This window comes from Pleomorphovibrio marinus (genome assembly GCF_003347495.1).
Taxonomy (GTDB): domain Bacteria; phylum Bacteroidota; class Bacteroidia; order Cytophagales; family Cyclobacteriaceae; genus Pleomorphovibrio; species Pleomorphovibrio marinus.
Window position 1 is genome coordinate 108,931 of sequence record NZ_QCXY01000002.1, and the last position, 25,023, is coordinate 133,953.

The 25,023-nt window shown below is 43.9% G+C and carries 19 protein-coding genes and 1 pseudogene; 7 read left to right on the forward strand and 13 right to left on the reverse strand.

Translation table 11 applies throughout. From position 1 onward, the window contains the following. Positions 1 to 2: 2 nt before the first annotated feature. Positions 3 to 761 carry a 5'-nucleotidase C-terminal domain-containing protein gene (locus DB520_RS06495; protein WP_114748897.1) on the reverse strand — a complete coding sequence of 253 codons (759 nt, stop codon included), beginning with the start codon at positions 759 to 761 and terminating at the stop codon, positions 3 to 5. A gap of 736 nt (positions 762 to 1,497) precedes the next feature. Here DB520_RS06495 and DB520_RS27625 point away from each other — a divergent pair. From DB520_RS27625 to DB520_RS06515, 5 genes and pseudogenes are all read left to right on the forward strand, one after another. Continuing rightward, a pseudogene (locus DB520_RS27625) lies at positions 1,498 to 1,929 on the forward strand (methylmalonyl-CoA mutase family protein); the annotation flags it as partial. A gap of 6 nt (positions 1,930 to 1,935) precedes the next feature. Then, positions 1,936 to 4,068, forward strand: a complete 2,133-nt coding sequence (gene scpA / locus DB520_RS27535) for a methylmalonyl-CoA mutase (protein WP_394340931.1) — start codon at positions 1,936 to 1,938, stop codon at positions 4,066 to 4,068. A gap of 91 nt (positions 4,069 to 4,159) precedes the next feature. Beyond that, on the forward strand, positions 4,160 to 6,034 hold the full coding sequence (locus DB520_RS06505) for a DUF389 domain-containing protein (protein ID WP_114748899.1): 1,875 nt from the start codon (positions 4,160 to 4,162) through the stop codon (positions 6,032 to 6,034). A 148-nt stretch (positions 6,035 to 6,182) separates the two neighbouring features. Beyond that, entirely contained in the window at positions 6,183 to 6,620 is a 438-nt protein-coding gene (locus DB520_RS06510; protein WP_114748900.1) for an OsmC family protein, read from the forward strand. A 228-nt stretch (positions 6,621 to 6,848) separates the two neighbouring features. Next, positions 6,849 to 9,128 (forward strand): patatin-like phospholipase family protein, encoded by a 2,280-nt coding sequence (locus DB520_RS06515; RefSeq protein WP_114748901.1) that lies wholly within the window; start codon positions 6,849 to 6,851, stop codon positions 9,126 to 9,128. 5 nt (positions 9,129 to 9,133) lie between these two features. On the opposite strand, the gene DB520_RS06520 is transcribed toward DB520_RS06515, so the two are convergent. The 5 genes from DB520_RS06520 to DB520_RS06540 form a co-directional block, all read right to left on the reverse strand. Then, on the reverse strand, positions 9,134 to 11,152 hold the full coding sequence (locus DB520_RS06520; protein ID WP_114748902.1) for a cation:proton antiporter: 2,019 nt from the start codon (positions 11,150 to 11,152) through the stop codon (positions 9,134 to 9,136). Between the two features lie 103 nt (positions 11,153 to 11,255). Next, the gene (locus DB520_RS06525) at positions 11,256 to 11,735 is read right to left on the reverse strand and encodes an Mpo1 family 2-hydroxy fatty acid dioxygenase (protein WP_114748903.1); all 480 of its coding nucleotides are present in this window, start codon (positions 11,733 to 11,735) and stop codon (positions 11,256 to 11,258) included. Positions 11,736 to 11,957: 222 nt separating this feature from the next. Further along, positions 11,958 to 13,262, reverse strand: coding sequence for a hypothetical protein (locus tag DB520_RS06530; RefSeq protein WP_114748904.1), 1,305 nt, complete (start codon positions 13,260 to 13,262; stop codon positions 11,958 to 11,960). A 115-nt stretch (positions 13,263 to 13,377) separates the two neighbouring features. Then, entirely contained in the window at positions 13,378 to 14,100 is a 723-nt protein-coding gene (gene ric / locus DB520_RS06535) for an iron-sulfur cluster repair di-iron protein (protein WP_114748905.1), read from the reverse strand. Between the two features lie 29 nt (positions 14,101 to 14,129). Continuing rightward, positions 14,130 to 14,576: an RrF2 family transcriptional regulator gene (locus DB520_RS06540; RefSeq protein ID WP_114748906.1), complete on the reverse strand. Its 447-nt coding sequence runs from the start codon at positions 14,574 to 14,576 to the stop codon at positions 14,130 to 14,132. A gap of 337 nt (positions 14,577 to 14,913) precedes the next feature. Between DB520_RS06540 and DB520_RS06545 the strand changes: the two genes are divergently transcribed. Together DB520_RS06545 and DB520_RS06550 are read left to right on the forward strand one after the other, a co-directional pair. After that, positions 14,914 to 16,299 (forward strand): M14 family zinc carboxypeptidase, encoded by a 1,386-nt coding sequence (locus DB520_RS06545; protein ID WP_232834870.1) that lies wholly within the window; start codon positions 14,914 to 14,916, stop codon positions 16,297 to 16,299. 58 nt (positions 16,300 to 16,357) lie between these two features. Then, positions 16,358 to 16,903 carry a hypothetical protein gene (locus DB520_RS06550; RefSeq protein ID WP_114748907.1) on the forward strand — a complete coding sequence of 182 codons (546 nt, stop codon included), beginning with the start codon at positions 16,358 to 16,360 and terminating at the stop codon, positions 16,901 to 16,903. Here the strand turns inward: DB520_RS06550 and DB520_RS06555 are convergent. From DB520_RS06555 to DB520_RS06585, 7 genes are all read right to left on the reverse strand, one after another. Next, complete coding sequence (locus tag DB520_RS06555) at positions 16,900 to 17,691, reverse strand: tRNA pseudouridine synthase A (RefSeq protein ID WP_114748908.1); 792 nt, start codon at positions 17,689 to 17,691, stop codon at positions 16,900 to 16,902. The genes DB520_RS06550 and DB520_RS06555 overlap by 4 nt on opposite strands. A gap of 24 nt (positions 17,692 to 17,715) precedes the next feature. Continuing rightward, positions 17,716 to 18,924, reverse strand: a complete 1,209-nt coding sequence (locus tag DB520_RS06560) for an MFS transporter (RefSeq protein WP_114748909.1) — start codon at positions 18,922 to 18,924, stop codon at positions 17,716 to 17,718. Then, positions 18,925 to 20,064 (reverse strand): mannonate dehydratase, encoded by a 1,140-nt coding sequence (locus tag DB520_RS06565; protein WP_317047750.1) that lies wholly within the window; start codon positions 20,062 to 20,064, stop codon positions 18,925 to 18,927. It abuts the gene before it with no gap. After that, a complete protein-coding gene (locus DB520_RS06570; protein ID WP_114749398.1) occupies positions 20,061 to 21,266 on the reverse strand; it encodes an alpha/beta hydrolase family protein in 1,206 nt (401 codons plus the stop codon). The genes DB520_RS06565 and DB520_RS06570 overlap by 4 nt, the downstream gene beginning before the upstream one ends. Positions 21,267 to 21,709: 443 nt before the next feature. Then, on the reverse strand, positions 21,710 to 22,240 hold the full coding sequence (locus DB520_RS06575) for a hypothetical protein (RefSeq protein WP_114748911.1): 531 nt from the start codon (positions 22,238 to 22,240) through the stop codon (positions 21,710 to 21,712). Between the two features lie 2 nt (positions 22,241 to 22,242). After that, entirely contained in the window at positions 22,243 to 22,779 is a 537-nt protein-coding gene (locus DB520_RS06580) for a YfiT family bacillithiol transferase (RefSeq protein ID WP_114748912.1), read from the reverse strand. Positions 22,780 to 22,884: 105 nt separating this feature from the next. After that, a complete protein-coding gene (locus DB520_RS06585; protein WP_198675255.1) occupies positions 22,885 to 24,744 on the reverse strand; it encodes an SLC13 family permease in 1,860 nt (619 codons plus the stop codon). Positions 24,745 to 25,023 lie beyond the last annotated feature (279 nt).

The window sequence follows — 25,023 nt, forward strand, 5'->3', positions numbered from 1 at the left end:
TATTAACGATAAATTTGGCGGCCTTCTATGCTTGCATCCACTTTTTCACCCTCGGCGTTGAGGGAGGAAATTTCCTCCAAAAGCATATCCCGGAGCAGAAAATTGGTCTTCTCCAATCGCTTTACCTCCTGAAGGAAATCCATGTAGTCCCCGCCATTGGCTAAGTAGTCATTGATGGCCATTACATAGGTTCGGTTTTCATCCAGGGATTCCCCATTCACTTTAAACTGCTGAATTTCATTTCCTATGGCTTCTATGTAAATGCCTTGAATTCCTAGGTTTTTCTTCTCTATGGAATATTTGGCTAACCTTCTTAGGTCTTCGGCCTTCATTTCTAGTAGGTAAATGAAATTTTCGAAAGGAGATAGTTCATAGATGTTGCCTACTGTAATCGGGCCTTCGGGAATAATGTTCCTTAACCCCCCGTTGTTGATGACCGAGATATCAACCGTAGTTTCAAGCTTATTTTCAATAAATTTTTTCTGCAGATCCGCCACCAAATTACCCAAGCTGCTTTCTCCCGTACCTTTGGTGTTGAGCTCTTTCTTCGATTCCCCAATCACCGAATTCATTTCTTGTTCCAAATCCCTCTTATAAGGTGCTATGAAACCCGCTGTTTCGGAATCTTCCTCTATTTCATTACCTATGACTAGGTAAGTGGCTTGATGGTTGCTTAGTTGAAGCGGGGCACAGGAATATAGGCAGAGTGCCAAATGGGCACATAACAACAAGGTAAATGAAAACCTGAAATTTCTTTTCATCAATTTTAAGGGCGGCTTTAGTCGGAAATGGTAAGCGAAAAGCCTATTTTTGACTTAGATGCTTCCACAAAGATGTGTATAAATCTTTTTTAGCCGCAGAGAAATGTCAAAAAAAACCAACTATAATTTCAAGAGAATTGACAAATCAGAATGGATTTCAAACATCCTACGTGAAGGACTGGTAGAGGACAAACTTTTCCATGTACTGGAAGATGGGCTTGAGGTTTCCGGAGTACTTACCGAGGCGGATGCAATAGAGCACCTTAAAGCCTATGACAACTCCTTTAACCTACCTAACGGCTCAGCAAACAGGCAGTGGGATAATCTGGCACTGGTGCCCAGGGGTTCCACCAATTCCCAGGTTAGAGAACTTTTGAAATTGGGAGCTGAGGGATTGATTTTTGAATGGGACGGGACCGAGAACCTGGATCTCCTTTTGGAGGGTGTCCAGCCTACTTATTTGAGTTTTTGGGTAAAAACATCCCCAGATATTCTGCCGGAAGCCTTATCGAAACTTACTTCCTGGATGAATGCTTCTGGTACCGGAATAGATCAAATTAATGGTGGGGTTTGGCCCACCCGAGATTGGGAAAAAGAATCATTATTGGATTTTTTTAAACACCCCGAAACAGGCCCTTGGCTGAAAGCAAATGGCTTTCGCTGTTTTTCTTTGGTGCCAAAGGAGGGTATTGCCGCCTGCGAGGAATTGGTAAGGTTTTCGGAATGGATAACCAACATGAAGGATTTCTTAAAGGATCAAAGAACCGGTATACCAACTTTTTTTTCTAATGTGGCATATATCTCTCCTATTTCTCCTGTTTTTTTTAAAGAAATAGCCAAGTTACGTGCCTTAAAGATTGCCTTTCACCTACTAGGAAAAAGAGTTGGTTTGGAAATCTTACCTGCTGACCTCAAACTTTTGGGAGTGAGCAGGGTAGAGCAGGAGAAATCCAGTCCCTACCTGGCACTTATTCCGCATACCATTCAGGCATTGGCGGGGGTACTAGGAGGAGTGGACGCCATGTATGTACCAAAATTAAATAAGATTCCCGACCTAAGTAAGGCACATAGGTTATCCTTAAACATCGGTTTCATTCTTAGGGAGGAGGGGCATTTTGACAAATTGCTCGACCCCGTTGCTGGCTCTTATTATGTCGAAAACATAATTGCCCAAATGTTGGACAAGGGAGGTTTTTCCAACAGTGCTTACAAGAAGTTAGCTCAATTTGACTCAGAAAGTGTCTTGGGTGCGGTGGAATTCCCTGAGGGTATAAAGCTTTCAGGGATGTTGGGTAAGGACAGCTATGAAGATATCGGCCATTTGGGCTTCCAGGCAGGTCAACCTCCCTTCCTCAAGGGGCCTTATGCAAGTATGTATTTGTCCCGGCCCTGGACCATACGGCAATATGCCGGATTCAGCACCGCTGAGGATTCCAACAAATTCTACAAGGAAAATTTAGCAGCAGGCCAAAAGGGGCTTTCTGTAGCCTTTGACCTACCCACCCATAGAGGCTATGACTCTGACCATCCCAGAGTAAAAGGGGATGTGGGAAAGGCAGGTGTTGCTATTGACAGCGTGGAGGACATGAAAAGGCTTTTCGAAGGAATACCCTTGGACGCAATCTCTGTTTCCATGACCATGAATGGGGCTGTACTTCCTGTGATGGCTTTTTTTATATTGGCAGCAGAAGAGACTGGCGTTTCCCCAAGTAAGTTAAGTGGCACCATTCAGAATGATATCCTCAAGGAGTTTATGGTTAGGAATACTTATATCTATCCCCCGGAGCCATCCATGCGGATAGTTTCGGATATTTTCACCTATACTGCCAAGCATACCCCTAGATTTAATTCCATATCTATTTCCGGATACCACATCCATGAGGCCGGTGCACCGGCCGACCTTGAATTGGCGTATACCTTGGCAGATGGGTTGGCCTATGTGGAGGCTGGTTTAAAGGCGGGGCTAGCCATTGATGAATTTGCCCCAAGATTGTCTTTTTTCTGGGGGATAGGTATGAACCATATGATGGAGATTGCTAAATTAAGAGCCGGGAGGTTGCTGTGGGCAAGCCTGATACAAGCCTATAACCCCTCCAATAAAAAGTCCATGTCCGTAAGGGCCCATTGTCAAACATCAGGTTGGTCACTGACTCAGCAAGATCCTTTCAACAATATTGCCCGGACAACCCTGGAAGCCATGGCTGCAATTTTGGGCCATACCCAGTCCCTACATACCAATTCCTTTGACGAGGCTTTAGCTTTACCCACTCCATTTTCTGCAGGTATTGCCCGTGAAACCCAGCTCTACCTACAAAAATCCACAGGGTTGACGAAGGTAGTGGACCCTTGGGCAGGAAGTTACTATTTAGAATACTTGACTGAACAACTCGTAAGGAGGGCAAAGGATCATTTGGAGGAGATTAAATCTTACGGCGGGATGACTGCAGCCATAGAAAAGGGGATACCGAAAATGAGGATAGAGGAGGCCGCCGCAAGGAAGCAAGCACGAATAGACACTGGAGAAGATGGAATAATAGGGGTCAATCGGTTTCAGCATCAGTCTGAGGATGAGTTTGAAATTCTGGAGGTGGACAACGAAAAGGTAAGGAAACACCAGGTAGAGAAGTTACAACACCTCAGGGTCAACAGAAACCAACAAACTGTGGAGCAGGCCCTACAAGCACTTACAGAAGCTGCTCAGTCCAAAAAGGGAAACTTGTTGGAGTTGGCAATAGAGGCGGCCAGGCACAGGGCTACCTTAGGGGAAATCTCAATGGCCTTGGAAAAAGTGTATGGCAGGTACCAAACTGCTGGAAAAGCTGTTTCAGGAGCATATATAGGAGCTATTAATCAGCCAGCTATGATAAACGAAGCACAAAAAATGGCAGATGCCTTTGCAGAAATGGAGGGGCGAAGACCCAGGATTCTAGTGGCTAAGATAGGACAAGACGGGCACGACAGAGGTGCCAAGGTTATTGCAAGTGGGTTTGCCGATGTAGGGTTTGACGTGGACATAGGGCCGCTATTTCAAACTCCTGCTGAGGTGGCCATGCAAGCTGCTGAGAATGATGTGCATGTGGTGGGAATATCCTCTCTGGCGGGCGGACATAAAACCCTTATACCTGAACTGATCGAAGAGTTGAAAACTCTAGGAAGAGGGGATATTCTTGTGGTAGCGGGGGGAGTGATTCCCCCAAAGGACTATGATTTCTTGAAAAAAGTTGGCGTTTCTTCGGTATTTGGTCCCGGTACCCAACTTTCCAAGGCTGCCATAGAGATTTTGGATCAACTTATTAAGGAACAGTAGGCAAGGGACAAAATTGTATCTACCCATACCTAAAACAATTCCCATTTAAAAATTATTTACGTCTTATGACCCATCAACTTTCAGCTGACTTATGAAAAGTGTCGTTTTGTTATATGATCCAAGACAAGAAGAGGTAGTAGAAGAACGGATCTTGCCCCTATTTGAGCAGCACTTAAAGCTCAAAATCCCTTTCAACAACGAGCTGAAAATCAACTTGGATGAGGAGGATTTTATCGTGACCTATCTTACAGATGAGCAGCTGAAAGAGTTTTTTCCCATTGCGGTTGAAAAAAACTGGCGTATAGGTTTGCTTCCTCACCCAAAGATGGTACAGGCCAGGCAGGGTTTTGGGGTGGACAGTAAGTTAGAGGAATCCATTTCACATTTACTTAATCTAGAAGAAAGTAAAGATGTGGATCTTCTTATGGTAAATGGGCGCCCGGTTTTCAATACCGTGGTGATTGGGGAATCATTGAGCTTAATGACTGGGTCTGTAGCCAACACAGGCACTAGTAGATTGTGGATAAGGGCGAAAAGTTTTTTCCGGCTTTTTAGAAGGGTAAAATCTACCAGGTACAAGATCATATTGAAAGACAAGGAACCCTTGGATACTGCCTGCATAGGGATGGTAATAGTTCAGCATGGAAAAAGCAACTTAATAAGTCGCCGTATTTTGGAAGATTCCTTTGTGAATGATGGGAAAATGCACCTTATACCCCTGGCACCAAAAAGTATTTCGGGCTTAATATGGTTTGGTATTTCCAGCCTTTTTAGAAGGCAGGGCAACCGATCACTTCCTCCTTTTGCTGCCCATATCAAAACAGGTTTGGTGACCATAGAAAGCAATGAACCCATTAATTATTCCCTGGACGGCGCCCTGATGAGTGCCAAAGGGTTGGAGCTGGAGGTAAAGCCAAAAGTAATACGATTGGTCCCCGGGAAACACCTGGTTACCGGAGACAGCCCTTCCGCCCAAGAGGTTTTCAAGGTAAAGGTCCTGCCCAGAGGGGAGGAAAGAGACGCGCTTTCAGGTAGATATTTACCTTTTATTTACCATGCCTCCACGGATGAGTTTAAATGGCTTTTCACCACACTAAGGGAAAATGCCAAGGCTACCAACAGCTACTTGGTCCTGATGACATTGTCCACGTTTATCGCCACCCTTGGGTTGTTTGGCAACTCCTCTCCTGTGATCATTGGAGCCATGATTTTGGCACCATTGATGTCTCCCATTATTTCCTTGTCCATGGGAGTACTTAGGCAGGATCAGCGCCTGATTTTTGAAAGCTCAAAAGCCATTGGCCTGGGGATGTTGCTGGGTTACCTATGTGCGGTATTTTTGACTTGGTTGACGCCACTAAACATTTCCAACGAAGAAATTTTGGCTAGGGTAAGGCCCAATTTATTGGATCTGGGTGTGGCTGTGGGTTCCGGGATTGCCGGGGCATATGCCCATGCTAAGGAGGAAGTAGCAAAGACTTTGGCAGGCGTGGCCATAGCAGTGGCACTGGTCCCTCCCTTAGCCGTCTCCGGTATTGGTCTTGGATGGATGGATTGGTCCATTTTTCTAGGGGCATTACTGTTGTTGTTTACCAACTTTGCTGGAATGATAATGGCCGCAGCTTTTACATTCTTGTTATTGGGTTTTAGCCCTTTCAGGTTGGCCAGACGTGGTATTTTAATTACTTTGTTAGTAGTGGGTCTGGTAAGTTTACCTTTGGTGCTCGGCTTTTTGGACATGGTCAAGGAAAAAGACGTGATTAGTAAATTGGATGGACACCGGCTGGAAGAAGTGGTACTGAGAGATATCCATGTAAGACAAGTGAAGCCCTTGAGGCTATCTGTGAAGATCATTGCCGAAAGTCCATTAAATGAGTCCCAAATCCGGAACATCAAACAAGAATTAGAGGAATATCTTGGGGAGGAAATTGAGCTAGAGGTTACCTTGGGTATAAAGGTAATGTGATTTGGATTTACAGTTGCAAAATGGTGAGTATTCCAGTTATCCTTTATGCCTAATGGTATTCTTTTTGGTGCTTCACTGTTTATTGCATGATTATTGGTAAATTGAAAAGCAATTAGATTAGAAACCCATTTTAAAATAATTCTAACCAATGAAAAGAAAAGCAACAGCAATTTGGAAGGGTTCTGGACCCGATGGAAGTGGAAACCTATCTGCCCCAAGCGGTTTTTTTGACAAAACACCCTATTCGGCTAAAACCAGGTTTGAAAACGAGGATGGCAAAGCAGGCACCAACCCTGAAGAGTTAATTGCAGCAGCACATGCAGGCTGTTTCAATATGGCCCTAAGTTTCCAAATTTCGGGAAAGGACAAGACTGCCGAGGAACTAGACACCACTGCCACTGTTACCATAGAAAAGCAGGAAGGAGGTTTCAGTATTACCGGTATTCATCTGAACCTTAAAGGAAAGGTACCGGGCATGGACGAAAAAACCTTCAAGGAACTTGCTAATGCAGCAAAAGAAGGATGTCCTGTAAGCAAGGCACTAAAATCCGTGCCCATCACACTGGATATTTCCTTCAGTTCTTAAAAAAAAGCAAACTAGGATTGTGCCTAAATTATTGGTTTTTCTCATTCTGTGGGGTAACCCTTATAAGGCACAATCCTTTTTTAGGATTTAGTAAACTCCAGACCAATAAAGGATTACCGATATTCCACCTTGGGCAAGTAATATCGGCATAAGGGTGGAAAAAAGAAATATCGCAATTGGATTGCTTTTTCACCAGGTATTGCTGTATATTATTTTTTAATTTGAGGTATGTGGCAAAAGGTAGCGTTTAGTTTTCCGGTTCAGTTGATATTGCTCCACCTACGCAAGAACCTACTTATGGTGGCACTCTGGGCATTGCTTGTCGCCATTGTGCTTGGAGGTTTTGGTAAGGTTTTAGGCATTCCCTATTTGTTTTTGGATCCCGAATACTTGAACCAGGTGTCTTGGTTAGGTTTTTTCGTTATGGGAGTAGGATTAGCCATTTTTACAATGGCTTTTCATATGACTACCTATATCATGGAGGGTAGCAGGTTCAAGTTTTTGGCGATTTTACAAAGGCCTTTCTTGCATTATTGCCTTAACAATGGGTTTTTCCCCATGATTTTTTATACCATATATATCATAGCATTTATCGTGTTTCAGTCCCAAAATGAACTGGACAGCAACTGGGAGATTTTTAAGTTTGTACTCGGCTTTGTGGGGGGGTCTTTCATTACTTACTTGCTTTTGTTTTTATATTTCCAGTCTACAAACAAAGATTTTTTCTTGCTTTTTGCAGATACTGTTGATAAAAGGCTGAAAAAAACCAAAATACCCAGGGCAAATGTGATGAACCGATATAAGGAAGGTCAAAAGCATGAAGGAGAGGTGGGATGGTACCTGGGAACGGATTTCCGTCTTAAAATGACCCGACCTGACTTGGCAAGGTTTGATAGAGGGAAGTTGCTTAGGGTGTTTGACCAAAATCATCTCAACCTATTCATCATTCAAACCGCCCTGATAATAGGAATGATAGGAATAGGCTTATTTAAGGAGGTCTCTTGGTTTCAGTTTCCGGCCGCTGTAAGCGCAGTTTTGTTAATGGCCATAATCACCATGTTATTGGGTGCAGTGAGTTTTTGGCTCAGGGGTTGGACTACCACCTTCTTAATTGCATCGTTGATCCTTTTCAACTATTTTTCCAAAACCTCTTTTTTTAACCGTCCACATGCTGCATATGGCTTGGACTATGATACTGCACCGGCACCATACAACCTGGAAAGGATCTATCAGCTTCTTCATCCGGATACCATAGAAAAAGACATGGGTAATACGTTGGAGATTCTGAACCATTGGAAAGAAAGGCAGCAGGAGGAGAAGCCAAAAATGGTAATCCTATCTACGAGCGGGGGAGGGCAAAGAGCAGCTCTTTGGACCTTGAGAGCCATGCAGGGGATGCAGAAAGCTACCCAAGGCCGATTTTTTGAGCGGTGCCAATTGATCACCGGGGCCTCGGGAGGAATGATTGGTGCTGCCTTTTTCCGGGAACTCTACCTACAGTCTTTAGAAGACCCCAATTTGGACCCTATGGACGAAAAATTTCTTCATCAAATAGCCTCCGATAATTTGAATCCCATCATTTTCACCTTGCTGGTCAACGACTTGTTTATCCGAAGCCAGTACTTTGAATATGGAGGAAGGAAATACCTTAAGGATAGGGGGGGAGCTTTTGAAAATCAACTGAACCGAAATATTAAGGGGGTTTTGGACAAACCCTTGCTTGAATATTGGCAACCTGAATTTGAAGGAAAAATACCCCTAATGCCAATCACTCCATTGGTGATTAATGACGCCAGAAAACTTTTTATTTCGCCGCATTCCATGAGCTATATGGGCATATCACTATCTAGGGCTGGAGGGGTTACGGAAAAAAGCCAAGCCATAGACTTCATTCGTTTCTTTGGACATCAGGATGCCCAAAACCTGCGATTTCTCAGCGCATTGCGAATGGGGGCATCTTTTCCTTTTATCACCCCTAATATCTCACTGCCCTCTGCACCCCCTATGGAAACCATGGATACCGGGTTGGCGGACAATTTTGGGATTCAGGATGCCTTCAGGTTCATGCATGTTTTCAAAGAGTGGATAGCAGCAAATACCTCTGGAGTGGTTTTGGTAGCCATAAGGGACTCAGAAAAAATCACGGAAATAGAGCATAAGGCACCTCCAACTCTTTTTCAAAAAATGATGATCCCCCTACAGAACATTTACCGGAACTGGGACCATGTACAAACCTTGAATAATGAAACTCTGTTCCATTATATGCACGAAAATCTTCCTTTTGCCTTACATAGGGTGGAGTTTGAATATACCACAAAAGAGATGGTAGGAAGGAGAGCGTTACTTGTAGAAGCCACAGAGGGAGGACTTCAACAGGAACTGGAAAAAGAACGGGCATCCTTGAACTGGAGGCTAACTGCCAGGGAAAAGAAAGCCATACTCGAAAACTTTGATAGCAGACAGAACCAAATGGCCCTTAGCGAATTTGTCGAATTGCTCTATCCTTAAATTTTTTAACTTACGGAAACCTCCTCCTCAAAGGCTTCCAGTGCATCTGACTTCCCTACAACGAAAACAATATCACCCAACTTGAGCTTGGTGTCCCCAGTGATTTCGGTTTTGGTTTCGCCTCCTCTTTTTATGGCTACTATGTTTACTTTGGCATTTTCCCTTAGGTTGGTGTCTTTGATGGACTTACCGATATAAGAACCTGAATCCTTTTCTATTTTCAAACTTATGAAATTGATTTCCGGAACATCCAAAGTGACCCCACCTTCGCTGTTTCCTGAAAGCAAACGAAACATCTCATAATTTTTGGACCTTACTTCTTCGGTAAAGGACTGGACGTCCCGCTTCGGAACAAGGTATTTCCCCAGCACCCGGGTAAATATCTCTATGGATGTTTCAAATTCTTCAGGAATCACCTCGTCGGCTCCCAATTGCCGAATGGCCTCGATTTCGTTTACATATCGGGTCCTTACGATGAGAAATGCATTATGATTGTGATGACGAATCTCAATCACTATGCCTTTAGTGGCATCGTTATTGGAAATGGCGACTACTACGACTCTTGCCTTGTGGATATTCACATGTTCCAAAACCGACGGGTTTGCGGCATCCCCAAATACTATGGGCTCCCCATTGGCAGCCTCAGTACGTACAGTCTCTGGGTTCATTTCTATAATGGCATAGGGGATTTTTGCACTCTTTGCTGCCTTTGACAAGTTCTTTCCGTTCAATCCGTAGCCTATGATTATCAAGTGATCACTAAGCTCATCCTTGTCAATTTCTCCCATGGGTACATCCACCTTATCCCCAAAGCGCTTTTTGATTTTAGAAGGTACCGGAATGTTGAGCATCCTACAGGCCAGATCCTCCCTTTTCTTTAAGATAAAAGGCGTTATGGTCATAGTAAGAATGGAGATCGCCAAAAAATATTGATAGGTAATATTATCCAATAACTCATAGCGTAAGCCCTCTTTGGCCAACAAAAGGGAAAATTCACCTACCTGGAACAAGGAAAGCCCTACAATAAAAGCTTCTTTAAAACTGGATCCTATGGATTTGACCGCAATGGTGGTGATGGTGAATTTCACCACGAAAGTAAGAAGTACAAGCGCAATAATGGTAAAAAAGTGTTCAAAGAGAAAACCCACATCAAACAGCATTCCTACTGAGACAAAAAAGAAGCTGAGGAAAATTTCCCGGAATGGGAGCACTTTTCCGGTAGCATGGTGACTGTATTCGGATTCACTGATGATAAGGCCTGCCAAAAACGCGCCTAAACCCAAAGAAAGACCCAATAAAGAAGTGGCGTAGGCCACGGCAAAACAGGTTACGATAATGCTAAGTAAAAACAACTCCTCATTTCTGGTTTTTGCGATCCTGAATAGAAGTTGGGGGATGAGGTATTTTGCACTCAATATGGTAAACAGGATGACCAGGCCACCCTTTAGCGCTAGGTATACCAAAGAAAGCAAAATATTGTCGGATTCACCCGCCAACATAGGGGTAAAAAGTACAAAAGGAACGATAATGATGTCTTGGAAAATGAGAATTGCCAAGGTGGTTCTTCCGGAAATAGTGTTCACTTGGCCTGTTTCCTGAAGGAGCTTTAGCACTATTGCAGTGCTACTAAGTGCAAAAAGGAAACCGAAAAATACCGCAATATTCCAATCGAAATTGAAAAAGGAAGTAAGTGCTGCAGTAGCTACAATAGTAAGGAAAACCTGAAGCGTCCCACCGATAAATACAGCTTTTTTAATGGCCATAAGACTGCGAAGACTAAACTCCATTCCGATCACAAAGAGCAAAAGGATCACCCCAATTTCTGAAAGCACTTCCACGGCAACACTGGCTCCCACCAATGATAGGCCATAAGGCCCTGCAATAGCACCCGTTAGAAGATATCCAATGATGGTGGGCAATTTGAGCCGCATAAATAGCAGGATTACCAACATTGCCAGGCCAAAAATGACGACAATATCGGAAAGCAACGGTATTTCAGCGGCCGCAAGAATCAAATGGATCATGTTTATGGCTAGTTTGACTTGGGTTTTACCAGTAAAATTACAACAAGTTGGCAAAAAGCCTAAATTTTATTTGAAAGGGGTTAGCACTAAGCTAGGTGTTAGATCAATAAGCTAGCCCTAAGCGCTTATAGATGAAATGCATCAACCAGGCCGGGCCAATAAGGAGAAATTGCAGATCTTGGAAAAAGGAGGGTTTCTTTCCCTCTATTTTGTGGCCATAAAACTGGAACACCCAGGATACGAAAAATAGAAACAAGGAGAGGGCCCACAATGGGATTGGGCTTACGATGGTCAGTAAGTTAGCAACCAACAGACACATTGAGGAAAACAAAAACATCCCCAAGGCTAAGGGAGGAGATAATGACATGTAATAGAAAAGCACTATGGCCAGTATCAACGTAGCCCAATTGGCGAAACTGCCCAGTAAGAATGATAGGTTCACAAGTGGTCCAGGAGGGATGCTATAAATCAGTCCAACTATGCTGAAAAATATCAAGGGTACACAAACCCAATGGATTGTTTTATTGGTGGCATTTTGATGACTACTGCCGTATTCCTGTAGTAATTGCTCAATCTTTCTCATATGGGAAAATCTCCATTACAAGATAATAAATTTCCCTGAAAATTTCATAAAGTGTAAAATCAGTGAGCGATGTAAGTTTTGGGGAGATTTCTGGCTGAGGGATGGATGTAGACGGTAGTGCATGATTTTTTTGAACCATAAAAGGCATATCAGGGCATAGGAGAGGTTTTCCTTTCCTTATATGTCCTTATATATCTTATATGGTTTAATTTTTTTGCCCTATTAATGAACCAGTACTGCTTTTTCGGTTTTTGGTGACAACTTTGAAAATGATTTGGAGGGTGTTGCCCTTAAACTTCCCAACCCTATCAAGCCCAATGAAACAGGGAAAAGGGCGGAGGCATAGAAGATTAACTTATGGTAATTAGGGAGGGTGCCCCATTGTTGCCATTGCATTAACCCTTGGGTAAAGAGTAGGAGCTCAGAGAATACAAATGCAGCCAAAAGCAGGGTCCATCCCCATCTGCTTTCCATGGAAGAGGGTAAAATTTTTCTCATCAATAAAATACCTCCCACACCGAAACTTATGGCTCCTAGCATGATAAGGTGGATAAATCCTATTACAAATCCCCTTACCTCATGTGAAGCCGCTGCAGCGTCGGGAAAAACCAATGTCAGTTGGATAAGAGCCTTCAAACCCAAAAATAGAAGTCCTGCATAAAGGATTTTTTCTTCATATACTATGGGGAGGCCGGAGAATGGGAATAGTTTTTTAAAAACAGGGTAAAGTATACTAATATAAGCCAAGAATTGCAGGCTTACCCCAATCGCATTTATGGACAATAACCCCGCTGTGGGAAGGTGCCAGGTGACCGTGAGGGCATATGTACATATCAAGGAAAGATGGAGTGATACCATCACCCAGGGGTTTACCTGAATACGCATGCTCCTTCCTTGAGCCAGATAAACCAGCATTCCCAATAAGGCATAGATAAACCACCCATTAAACTGAAAATGCAAAAACCATTGTACACTCAAGGTATATAGTGGGTGCAATTTCCCTAAAATGGCACCAATGGGAGCAATAGCCCAAAGCCCCAAAGAGGATAGAAGCATCCACCATATACTAAACCGGATCAGGGTCTTATCCAACTTGCCTTTGCTTGACCCCAAGTCTTTTAGAAAATGATAGGCAAAGCCGTAACTGAATAGTAAATGAAGGGTGCTGAACGTGATGCTATATAATCCATAACCCTGAACGGGAAAGCTAGCCATCATCCCGAGCGTGGAAACAATACTTCCTGTAAACAACACCTTGTAGGTTTTTGTCCGGGTCGGGTTCTTGACATATAAACTTACCAAACAACCTGTCACCAGCAAATAGCCCCATCCTAGTAATGCAATATGTGAATGGGCATGCAATAAATGGGTGTACTCAAAATATGGCAAATCACCAATGAAAAAATACCTCATGGCAAGCCCAAAAAGAGACGCCATGAGAAAGAAAAACAATGCCCACCTCATCCATTTGCGGATCAGGCCTTCTGAAGACCACTGATAGGGTTGATTGAGGAGGGCAGTTTTCATCTGATGATAATTTGATTTTTAAAGGCCATATAGCCTGCCCCAAACTCGCTTCGGGGGAATCTCGCAATTTATAATCATCCCTGTGTGTGAGGATCTCGTCCTGCTCGATTTCATTTTATTGCTCGTTCAGTTTTTGGAACAATTCCTTTGTCTTTGGAAACAAAATGTTGTTTTCCAGATGGATATGAGTGTGAAGGTCTTCCTCAAACTCCTTGAGCATGGCAAAGGCAACCCTATAGGTTTGGCAGCCATCCTTTGGGGGTTCGTATCCATTCGACAGCTCCGAAATTTTCCTAAACCGCTCTCCCTCAGTGTCGTGCTCGTGTTCCATCATGGCGATGGGGTTGTCAATATGCCCAAAGTGAGGCTGAGAGAGATTATAGCTGTTCTTGTCGGCCTCTTCCATCGCTTTTACATAGGGAAACAGAACAAGTTCCTCTTTTTTCATGTGCATCGTAAGGGCATCTGAAGCCGCAAAAAACTCCTCTTTGATGGCGTGTAATTCAGGGTGCCTTTCCCCATGGACCATGGATAGTTTAGTGAGGTAAGCCTTTAAAGGTGGGATACTGTTTTCCACGTACTGATGGTGTTGTGTGAGGATGTGGTCTATCAGTTGGCTTAACCCAAAGTTCCTGTAATCCGTGGATCCATTGTTTTCCTGGGATAGTTCTAGGTCATCTAAAAGACTTTCTAAGGAAACCCCATTTTTTTCACATGCTTCGGTGACACTTATGCCACCTTTGCAACAAAAGTCGATACCGTATTTGGTGAAGACTTGGGCAGTTCGGAAGTTGGCGGCCACTATGCCTCCTACTTTTTTTTCAGCGAGAGCGTTCATAATTCAATTAATTAGCGTTTAATATTCTTTTATCTTTTATTAGTTCCTGTTTTTAAGAAACTCAGTCCCGTAATCACCCTGTCGGACACATCTTCTAAGTGGGTGGTCTGGAGCATCCCAGTGAGGTGGTCCCTCACTGCCTTGAACTTGTAGTGCACCGCACAGGGGTGATCTTCTGTGCATTTTTCCAGGCCCAGAGCACATCCTATGAAGAGTTGATCACCATCTATACTTGCAACAATTTCGGCAAGAAATATCTCAGCAGTAGGCCGCTTGATGCAGAATCCTCCATGAGGCCCTTTGGTGGAACTCACCAAGCCGTCCTTTACCAAGTTTTGGAGAATTTTAGCCGTAAAGGCTTGTGGAGAATTTATGGCCTCCGCAATCTCCTTTAAGCCGGTTTTCTCTCCTGCAACTGACCGGGTAGCCATGTAAATCATGGCATTTATTGCATATTTACAAGTCTTTGATAACATGCCTCTTTGTTTGAGTTAGGCAAATGTAGGAAAAAATAAATAAGGATAAAAATATCCTTTAATATTTTATGAAAATTATCTTTTTTATTTCTTACAACAAATCTTAAATTACTATCTGAAATCGAGCCTGTCCTGACGGCAGTCAGGGCATGTCGAGCACGTCACACACCGGGATAATTATCGTAGCGAGATTCCCCCGAAGCGAGTCCCCCTAAACAAGTTCGGGGCAGGCAGGGGCAAGTTATGACCGCTGAAAAAAAATATAAATACATGCAAAGGTATTGCCTACCCCCCAGTAAAAATAAAATAGTGTCTTACTGAAAACTCAAATAAACCCATGCGTAATCTTGTTTTCCCCTTTTGGGTCTTTTCCTTTTTTCTTACGGCAAGCCTCTTCCCATTAGCTGCTACTACTTCTCAGTATCCAACCATTTACTCCCGATACCAGGATTCCCAGCTCATGGACCGGTCAGAGTCCTATAAACTTTTGGAGTACCCAACCCTTGAAAAAGGAAGACTTTTCTTTATGGAAAAAGATACGCTAGACCACCTGGATAGCATAGTACCCGGTTTATCCACGATTGAGCTTTCGGCAGCTATTCCGGCAGGAAACGCCTCCTTTGTGGAGGTAAGCAGGGATACCGTATATTTCAAGCCTGACCTTAGGGACACTGAGGGGCATTGGTTTTATTGGCATTTCAAGGCAAGCGCACAAAAGCAAAGCACCTGGTACTTTAAATGCATGGAGCCCAATACCCTTACCAACAAAGGAGCTGCTTTTAGCAAGGATGGAGGAAGGTCTTGGCAGTGGATTCCCAAAGAGGATCATCTGGGGGAGGACCTTTTCCGGTTTCACTTCACAGTTCCTGGAGAATCCGTACAACTAAGTATGGGAATGCCTTATACGGAAAGTGATTTGAATGCTTTTTTGGCAGGTTTTCAAAAGAATTACTTTTTGCGCCTGGAAACGCTTACCCATACCGCAAAGGGAAGGTCAGTGGAAAAAATCCTTCTGTCGGATTTTTCCAAATCCCCAAAGGTGAAGGTTTTATTTACGGCAAGGGCTCATGCCTGTGAGATGATGAGCAATTATGTGATGGAGGGGATGATCGAGGCGTTGTTGGGGCAATCCAAAACCTTGAAAAACCTATTGAAAAATGCAGAGATAATGATGATCCCATTTGTGGATAAGGATGGGGTAGAAGAGGGTGACCAAGGTAAAAACCGTAGGCCTAGGGATCACAATAGGGATTATGCGGGCGAAAGCATATATGCCAGTACGGCTGCCATCAGGGAGCAGGTTCCAGAGTGGGTAGGTGATACCCCATGGATAGGAGTTGACTTGCATAACCCTTGGATCAAGGGGGAGAACAACGAGTGGATATATCTTGTAGGCAATGCAAACCCAAATGTGGAAAAGGCACAAAAAGAACTTGTCGACATCCTGGTAAAGGAGATCCGGGGACCATTAAAATTTTCGAGGGAGGAGGGGTTTCTTCCATTCGGTACGGCATGGAATACCGGAACCAACTATGACCAAGGCGCATCCTTTGCCCAATGGGCTTCTCAATATGAAGGAAAAGGGCTACTGCTGACCACTACCTTGGAGTTCCCCTACGCCCTCAATCACGGGCAGGTCATTACTGCCGCTACTGCAAGAGCCTTCGGTTCAGACCTGATACATGCATTGGCTTCCTTTCTTGCTCCTTATATCGAGAAATAAATTTGTGTAAAGGAAAAAAAATAGGTTAGTTTAAGGGTTATTTAACCACTAAAGACCGATGATAAAAAAAATCACCCTTCTATTTCTTTGGGTACTTGTATCCTGTACTTCCACAAGCGATCCTGTTAGCAATCCGAAACAAGGATTTTTTGATCAATTGAGTTTACTTTGCGGCCAGTCATTTCCTGGATATATCGCTTTCCCGGAAGGCAGTGATGCTCAATTGCGGATGGAAATCCAAAGTTGCAACGATACCGAAATTCGCATTCCATTTCAAATTGACGAGAATAAATCCAGAACATGGGTGATCCAAATTTCTGAAAAAGGGCTTTTGCTCAAGCATGACCACAGGAAAGAAGACGGAAGCTTAGATGAGCGTACAGATTATGGGGGGTGGGCCCATGATGCAGGAAGTGTGGAGCAACAGTTTTTCCTCGCAGATGCCTACACGGGGAAGTTGATTCCAGAAGGAATAAGTAACCAGTGGTACATGCAGGTTAATAAAGAAAAAAAGGAGTTTGTGTACTATTTGGAAAGAGAGACCGGTCCCAGGTTCAAGGCTGTTTTTGATTTAAGCCAGGCAGTTTGGGGAGAAAAACCCTAAAAAAGATTTCCTTTAAACGTTAGATTTTCAAGTACCAGACCTTGCGCAGGAGCCTTGGGGCTAAGTGGGTGTTTTTCTAAATCTCCCAAAGCAGTCGCAATGTCATTAACCTTTAGCTCCCCCCAGCCAACCATCCATAAAGCATAAGCCATTCGGCGTATCTGGTGCATTAAAAACCCAGGCCCCTCTACCCTTAAAACGTAAACGGGGAAGTCTGCATTTGGGCACCATTTGGGGTACTCCTTTAGCACCTGAAACGTTGAGATTTCTCTCACAAAGTCGGTTATGTTTTTGCCCTGTGTGCAAAATCTCCTAAAGTCATGACGACCCTCAAATGACCTTGCGGCCTCTTTTAGGGAATCCATTTCTAAATGGAGACCTGCATAGGCCAAATAACCCATATAAAATGGATGGGGTTTTTCCCCAAAGGTGAAATAGTAGCCATATCTTTTCTTCTCCACATCCTGTATGATGTTGAAATTTTCGGGAGAGGTGGTGGCGTTTAGGAGTTTCACATCTGAGGGTAGGGATTTATTTGCCTTAGGAATGAACTCATTTATATCCAGCGGCTCTTTAGTATATAGGGCAAAGGCACCATCCAAACTGGAAACACCGCTATCTGTGCGGCTTGCCCCCAAAACGGCGAAGTCTGAATTCCCCAATGTGAACCTTATTGCTCGCTCTAGCACGCCTTGAATAGTTTTCACCCCTTTCTGCACCTGCCACCCATGGTAACGTAGGCCTAGATACTGGATTCGAAAAAGGTAGCAATAGGGTCGGGATTTCATGAATCAGATGGTTTATGAGTGGTTTTAGTGGTCTTTTAAGTTCGGTAAACCCCAGGTTACCAATCCCAACAAAGGCAAAAAAGAACAAATCATAAAAACGAAATCTATACTGGTTTGATCAGCTAAACCTCCTAGCAATGCGGATCCAAGCCCCCCCATTCCAAATGCAAAACCAAAGAACAAACCGGAAATCATTCCCACCTTTCCGGGCAGCAGTTCTTGGGCATATACCAGTATGGCCGAAAAAGCCGATGCCAGAATGACTCCGATAAGGATGGAAAGTATAACCACCCAAAATAGTCCCACGTGTGGAAGCAGCAATGTAAAAGGGGCAGCACCCAAGATGGAAAACCAGATCACATATTTCCTTCCATACTTATCCCCCAATGGCCCACCAAGAAAGGTGCCCACCGCTATCGCGGCGAGGAAAATAAAAAGTAATACCTGAGACTGGGGAATGCTTACAGAGAATTTTTCAATAACATAGAACGTGTAATAACTGGTCATGGAAGCCAGGTAGAAATATTTGGAAAATATCAACAGCAGTAAGATGGCTACTGCCAGATGTACTTTTCTTTTGGGAAGCAAAAGGGCTTGTTTGTCTGCGGCAGTACGCCGGGGCAAAGCTTTCATTTCCAATCGGTGTTTGTACCAGGCCCCCACACGGCCAAGTGCTATAATGGCGATTAAGGCCCCTATTGCAAACCAACGAATATAAACTTGACCATGTGGCATTACAATAACTGCCACCAGCAATGGGCCTATGGCCGAACCAGCATTTCCACCAATCTGAAAAATGGATTGGGCAAGACCCCTTCTTCCTCCAGCGGCAAAATAGGCCACTCTTGCCGATTCCGGGTGGAAGACAGAACTTCCCATTCCCACCAGTCCTACGGCAAAAAGAATACTGGCATATCCCCCAGCCTGAGCCAGGAGAAGCAAACCCAAAAGTGAAAATCCCATGCCAATGGCCAAGGAGTAAGGTTGTGGGCGCTTGTCGGTTATGGTGCCCACTATTGGTTGTAGCAGGGATGCGGTACATTGAAAAGTAAGGGTGATAATGCCTATCTGGGTAAAGGTAAGGGTATAGTTTTCCCGAAGTAGTGGATAGACCGCAGGTATCACAGACTGTACCATGTCGTTCAGCAGGTGGGCAAAACTGATGGTAAAAAGTATGGGGTACACCGTGGCCTGTCTATCCAGGCTAATAGTACTGGTCTTGGTCTGACTCATTTATATGCTTTGTTTTTGCACCCCTTCCATCAATCCACGCATATACCCAATGGCAAAGAGGGTACCAATGGTACTGTAGCCAGGTTTTTCATTGCTGTCCCCTGCCATGGTGGGCACATGGTCGGGTCGAATGGGACCCTTAAACCCGATATCATAATAACATTTCATGGCCTCAAACATATCTGTTTTACCATCATCGTGAAAAGTCTCTTCGAAATTGGTGTTATGACCTTTCACATCCCTAAAATGCACAAAGTGAATGGTTTCCCGCTTTCCAAAATATCGGATGGCCTCAGGAATATCCTCCCCCTCTCCCTCTTTTCCCATGGAGGCAAAACTCCCCTGGCAAAAGGTAATCCCGTTACTTGGACTTGGATACAGGTCTATCAATTTTTTAAAAGCCGCTACGGAATTCATGATTCTGGGTATGCCTCGTAGGCCGTCTACAGGAGGGTCATCCGGGTGAAGGGCGAGTTTCACCCCATATTTTTCAGCCTCAGGAACCACCGCATTTAGAAAATAGTCCAAGTTTTGCCACATCAACTCATGCGTCAGCTCTCCATATTCGGTGATCTTTTCCTGATTTTCAATGTCCTCTATATCAAATGCACTTACCAATGCACCTCCCCTACTAGGACGGTCCATAGTGGTTCTTGCCCAATTAATTACCGGCATCCAGTTGTAGCATATAATGTGGATGTCTTCTTCAGATAGGTTTTTCATCAGGGTAATGAAGTTTTCGATTTCTTCATCCCTGCCGTCTAAGCCTAGCTTGGTCTGGGTGCCAAGACTGGGAGGCCCCTCAATCACTTTTAGCGATAACCCCTCTTTTTCCCATGCCGCCTTTACCCCCCTTATCACTGCCTTTTCCCATGGTTTTGTACCTTTTAGCCCAGCCATGGTCGGATTGATGCCCCCTACCGCTCCCAGCACGTCCATCTGCCGGGCAAGTGCGGTCTTCCTAGGTTCTACACCCCAAAAGTAAGCAAGACACATCTCCATTCCCAAGTCTCTTTCGAAAGTTGGGTTTCTTTTGGGAGTAGTGTAGGTTTGGTTGGCAAGTATGTTTTGACCAGCCAGGGAAAAAGCAGCAAGGGATGCACTTTTTTTGATAAACTTCCTTCGTTGATTTTTCATCATTTCCTCTGATAAAGTTGATCTGCAAAATCCATAAAACGTTCCCAATCGTAAAGCTCCAAATTATGCTTCCCTTCCCTGATATGATGTCCTACATTGGGCTTATGCAAGGGAACTTCCACCTCGGGCAGGCGATCCGGCAAGTTTATGGGGATGCCATAAATTTCATGATATACCCTGCTTCCCAATTTCAAGGAAAGAAACTCCCCTTTTGGGTCCGCCCATTGGTCTTCGGAGGCACTGGCCACATATATGGCCCTTGGGGCAATGCTGGCAATCAGTAAATGCTGGTCTATAGGCAGGGCATCCTCATTGTCGTTGAAATGGTTAAAATTATCTGTAAACCAGTAAGGGAAATTGGTATTGATCCGTTTTATGGTTTCCCCAAATTTTCTTCTGGATAGCGCTGCTCCTCCACAGCCCGAGTCATTGCTTACGGTGATGGCCCAGCGGGTGTCTTGAGCCCCTGTCCATAGGCTGGCTTTGCCTCCCCTGGAATGTCCCACCACTGCGGCTTTGCTGGCATCTATGTCCTTGTCGCGTTCGAAATAGTCCATGGCACGCATGGCTCCCCAGGCCCAGGCCCCCAGCCCCCGCATCCCATCTTCCATCTGCAGTTGTTCGGGGTACAGAGTCTCCAAAATGTCCTCGGTAAAGGTATCCTTGCTGTCATCGGACACATCCATTACATGAAAGGCCGCTGCCGCATAACCCCTTTCCACCATCTCCTCTGCCGGCCAAAAATCAATTTTCGATTCCCGGGTAGGGTCTATGTTTTCGGGGTCCCTGTGGGTGATCAGTAGAAATACGGGAGCCGGTTTGTCCTTCTTTTGGGGGACGAAAAGCAGGAGGCGCATAGTTATTGCCTTTCCGTTTCTTTCCACCCTGATATCCACTTCCTTCAGATGGGCATTGCCGCCCATGGCTTGGGTGTCCTCATTGACCAAGGAAAAAGTAATTTGGTCAAAATCCTTTGGCAGTTGGCCATATACATGTTTTTCAAATAGCTTTACCAATTCGGGTCTCCTCAAGTGCTCCCATTGTTGAGGGGTACGTATTAACTTGCCATTTTGGGATACAAAGGGATCCGGAAGCGAATACTGAGGGACTTTGGATTCGTCATAATTGAATTCTTCCTGCCCATAGAGGGCAAAAAGAGAACTTAACAGCAGTAAAAGGAAGGTGATTTGGGCGGTGTTGTACATGTTAATTTCTAAAAGGTGGTTTGAATTGAACACCTCAAATGTAAAAAATTTTTGCCAAGCTAGGTGAGATATGGATAGAATAGCGTGCATTGAGATTACAACAAAGCGCTATTGGTGCAATTAACCTTCTGATAATGGTATTCTACACTCCAAGTAGGGGATGGGTTAGGACTTTTTTCATGTCAAACAAATTAATATCGTATCACCACAAATGAGGACATCAGATTAGGTTTGGTTTTGGCCATTGGAAATGGCCTTTTCGGGCGTTCGTTTCTTTGAGAAAGAGTGGATAAAAAGGTGTAGTGGATACTACACCTAGCGGGGCCATTGCAAATGGCATTTTGGGGATATTTTTTCTGTGAAATGGTGCGGATAGCAAGGCGTGGTGGGGTATTTTTGAATTGGGCACGATGGTATAAATAAACAGCTATGACCATTAATTTTTATTCGCATTTAATCTTGTCAATATTAAACATTTCGTTCATCTCATGGTAAAACCTATCCATTAACTTTTGATATTCGGATGTAAGCATTGCCATGTTATTGGAATCTTTCGCATTTGCGAGCTTGATCAATAGTTGTGATTGCTCCCAAAATAGTTGATGAAATTTGACGGTGATCACGTATTTGTTTACAGTTAATGTTTCAAGAACCTCAGTTAGTGGGACTATATCGCTATTAACAATAAACCCATCAATTTTTTGTCCGGACTTAATGCGGTTAAGATTTGTGGCAATGGATCCTAATTTTGTTTGGATTTCCTTGATCAACGTATACCGGTCAATCAGCACTCTTTCCTCAAAACTTGAACGTCTCTCTAGCTTGAGTTCTACCTCTTTCTTATACTTATCAAACTGATGATTTATTGCTTTTTCTGTAACTTGTTTGATGATATAAATCAGTGATGCACCAAGTGCAATCAAAAGAATAATTGGGGGAGAGTAGGTGGAAACCCAATTTAAAATATCTTCCATATTTAATTCCAATGACTGCGTTTTTTCAATGTTGTAATATGAGCAAGGTGATGGTTGCAATGCCAAGCATACAAGCCAATAGTTTCATCTACCCGAAGGATTTGGCCATTTTCGGGATGGACGAATGATCTGCCGTATTCATTTTCATTCAAATTATGTAGCAAAACTGTCCACCTCTCGTGAATTCCTTCCAATATTTTTAAGGATGGCTCAATGGGCATATCCTTAGCATCGGACAGTTCTGCCCACCGCTTCTCATCATAGGGTTTGATGATGGGTTGATCTTCGGTAAGGGATAGTTTTAAGCGTGTCAAGCTGTTCATATGGCTATCTGCACAATGATGGATTACCTGCCTGATCCTCCATCCCCCGGGTCTGTACGGGGTGTCAAGTTGTTCATTGGTTAACAGTTTCACCTCGTTTTTTAGGCGTTCAGGGAAGGATGAAATATCCTGGATCCATTTTAATAAGTGGTTCCTAGAAATGATCGTTGGTTTCTCAAACTTTCCAATTGGATACTTTAATGCTTCTATGGTCATACCAGTAGTTGTTGGCCCCCATCCTTTTTTCCTGCCTGAATATAATTTAGATTCTCTGCCGTTCCAAGGGGTGAACGGCCAGTTTCTAAATTTCCATTGTTATTTTTAGAATGGTAAAATCACAGGAATCAATAGGATAGACAAAATCAGGATAAGGAAGGTAAAAGGCACCCCTATCTTAAGAAAATCCCCAAACTTGTAATTGCCGGGAGAAACCACCATGGTGTTAACCGGAGAGGAAACGGGGGTCATAAATGCGGAAGAGGCGGCCAGGGTCACTGCCATGGCCAAGGGGTAGGGAGATACCCCCAGTTCGTTCGCAATGGCTATTGCTATTGGTGCCATAAGCACGGCTGTAGCCGTATTGGAAATAAAAAGCCCTAAAATAGCGGTGACAAGGAACAAAGTGCCCAACACAACTCTAGGGGCGTCGTTTCCCACTAAGGACAATACGGATCCTGACACGAGCTCAACTCCACCCGTGCGCTGAAGGGCGATGGAAAATGGCATCATGCCCACAATTAAAATCAGGCTTTTCCACGAGATGGAATTATAAGCACTAGTCATGTCCACTATTCTAAATAAGCCCATAAGCAAACAACCCAACACCACTGCATGAACATTTGGGATTAGGCCTGTAACCATCAGCATAACTACCAACACTAAAATTGCCACTGCGTGAGGGGCTTTGTCTGCTGCGGGTAGGACCTCCTCAAATTCAGGGGGCAGGTACAGCAAGACCACATTATCGGATTCCTGGATTACCCTTTTGAAATCATCCCAAAACCCAGCAAGTAAAATGGTATCACCGACCTTCAGTTCAACTTCCAACAGATCCTGAGTAAGGACTTGGTTTGCTCGCCAGATGCCTACCACGGTAAGGCCTGTTTCGGATCGAATGCGGGCATCCTTTATCGATTTTCCCACCCAACTGGACTCGGCAGGTAAGATGGCTTCGGTCATACCCATTTCTTGTTTTATGCTGGAAAGGTACTCCCTTCCCCCTGAAAGTTTTAGAGGTTCTAATTTGTACCGATCGAATAATTTTAAAAGATTTCCTTGATTGGTGCCAGAGTCCAAGAGGAGTATATCTCCTGCTTTGAAATTCATCTGTTTTGTGGGACGGTTGAATACGGATTTAGAACCTTCTTTTCGTTCCACTGCAAGTAGGTTTACGGAGGAACTTCCAAAATCTATCTCGTTGATTTGCATGCCAAGTAATGGTGAATCCTCCCCTACGGCTACCCTGTATTCCTTTTCACGAAGGTTATATTTATCCACAAGGACTTTAAAAGTTGGCCTTTTCCTTTTTCCGGATGAATCCGTTGAATTATTTGGGAGCCACTTTTTTGCCATCAACATATACAGGAGACCCAAAATCAAAATGGCAATCCCAAAAGGGGTGATCGTGAAAAAATCAAATCCCACCTCCCCTTGCCGCATAAGTTCGGAGTTGACCACCAAGTTTGGGGCGGTGGAGATGAGGGTCATCATCCCACTTATCAATGCCGCAAAACTCAGGGGCATCATCAGTTGGCTAGGGGCAATCCCGGCATTGCTGCAAATTCGGAAAACCACGGGAATAAAAATGGCAACAATAGCTGTGGAACTCATCACAGAACCCAATCCAGCTACCGCTATCATCAGCAGGATCATTAATTTGGTTTCACTATTGGCTGCTTTTTTATTGATCCAATCCCCAATATTTCTTGCCACCCCTGTCCTTACCATGCCATCACCCAACACGAACAATACGGCAATCAAAACGATATTGGGGTCGCTGAACCCTACCAGGGCTTCTTCAATACTTATGATCCCAGTAAAGGGCAAGGCGGCAATCATGATAATAGCCACTGCATCCATTCTTGGCTTGTTTTTCACAAACATGAGAATGGCCGCTGCTAATAAGCCTAATACCAGTACCAAATCCGTATATTCCCCAAAAGGTGAGAATTTCTCCATCATAAGCCTTTAAAATAAGGCAATAAGGGGAAGGATTCAAAATAGATTTTTAAGTTTCTAGGATACAGTCATCTTAACTATAAGTTACTCAAAAAACTCTTCAGAGCCCTATGCCTTACCCCCCTACGGCATCCATGGTTGGTAATGACCGTTTTTGGGTAGGTATCTTTCACCTTTTGCAAATTCCCGAATTACCGTTGTAAGGTTGTTGGTTCATGGAAACTTCATGCAACTTGAAAATACTGGATTCCAAACTCTTTTTGAATGCGTCACGATCAAATT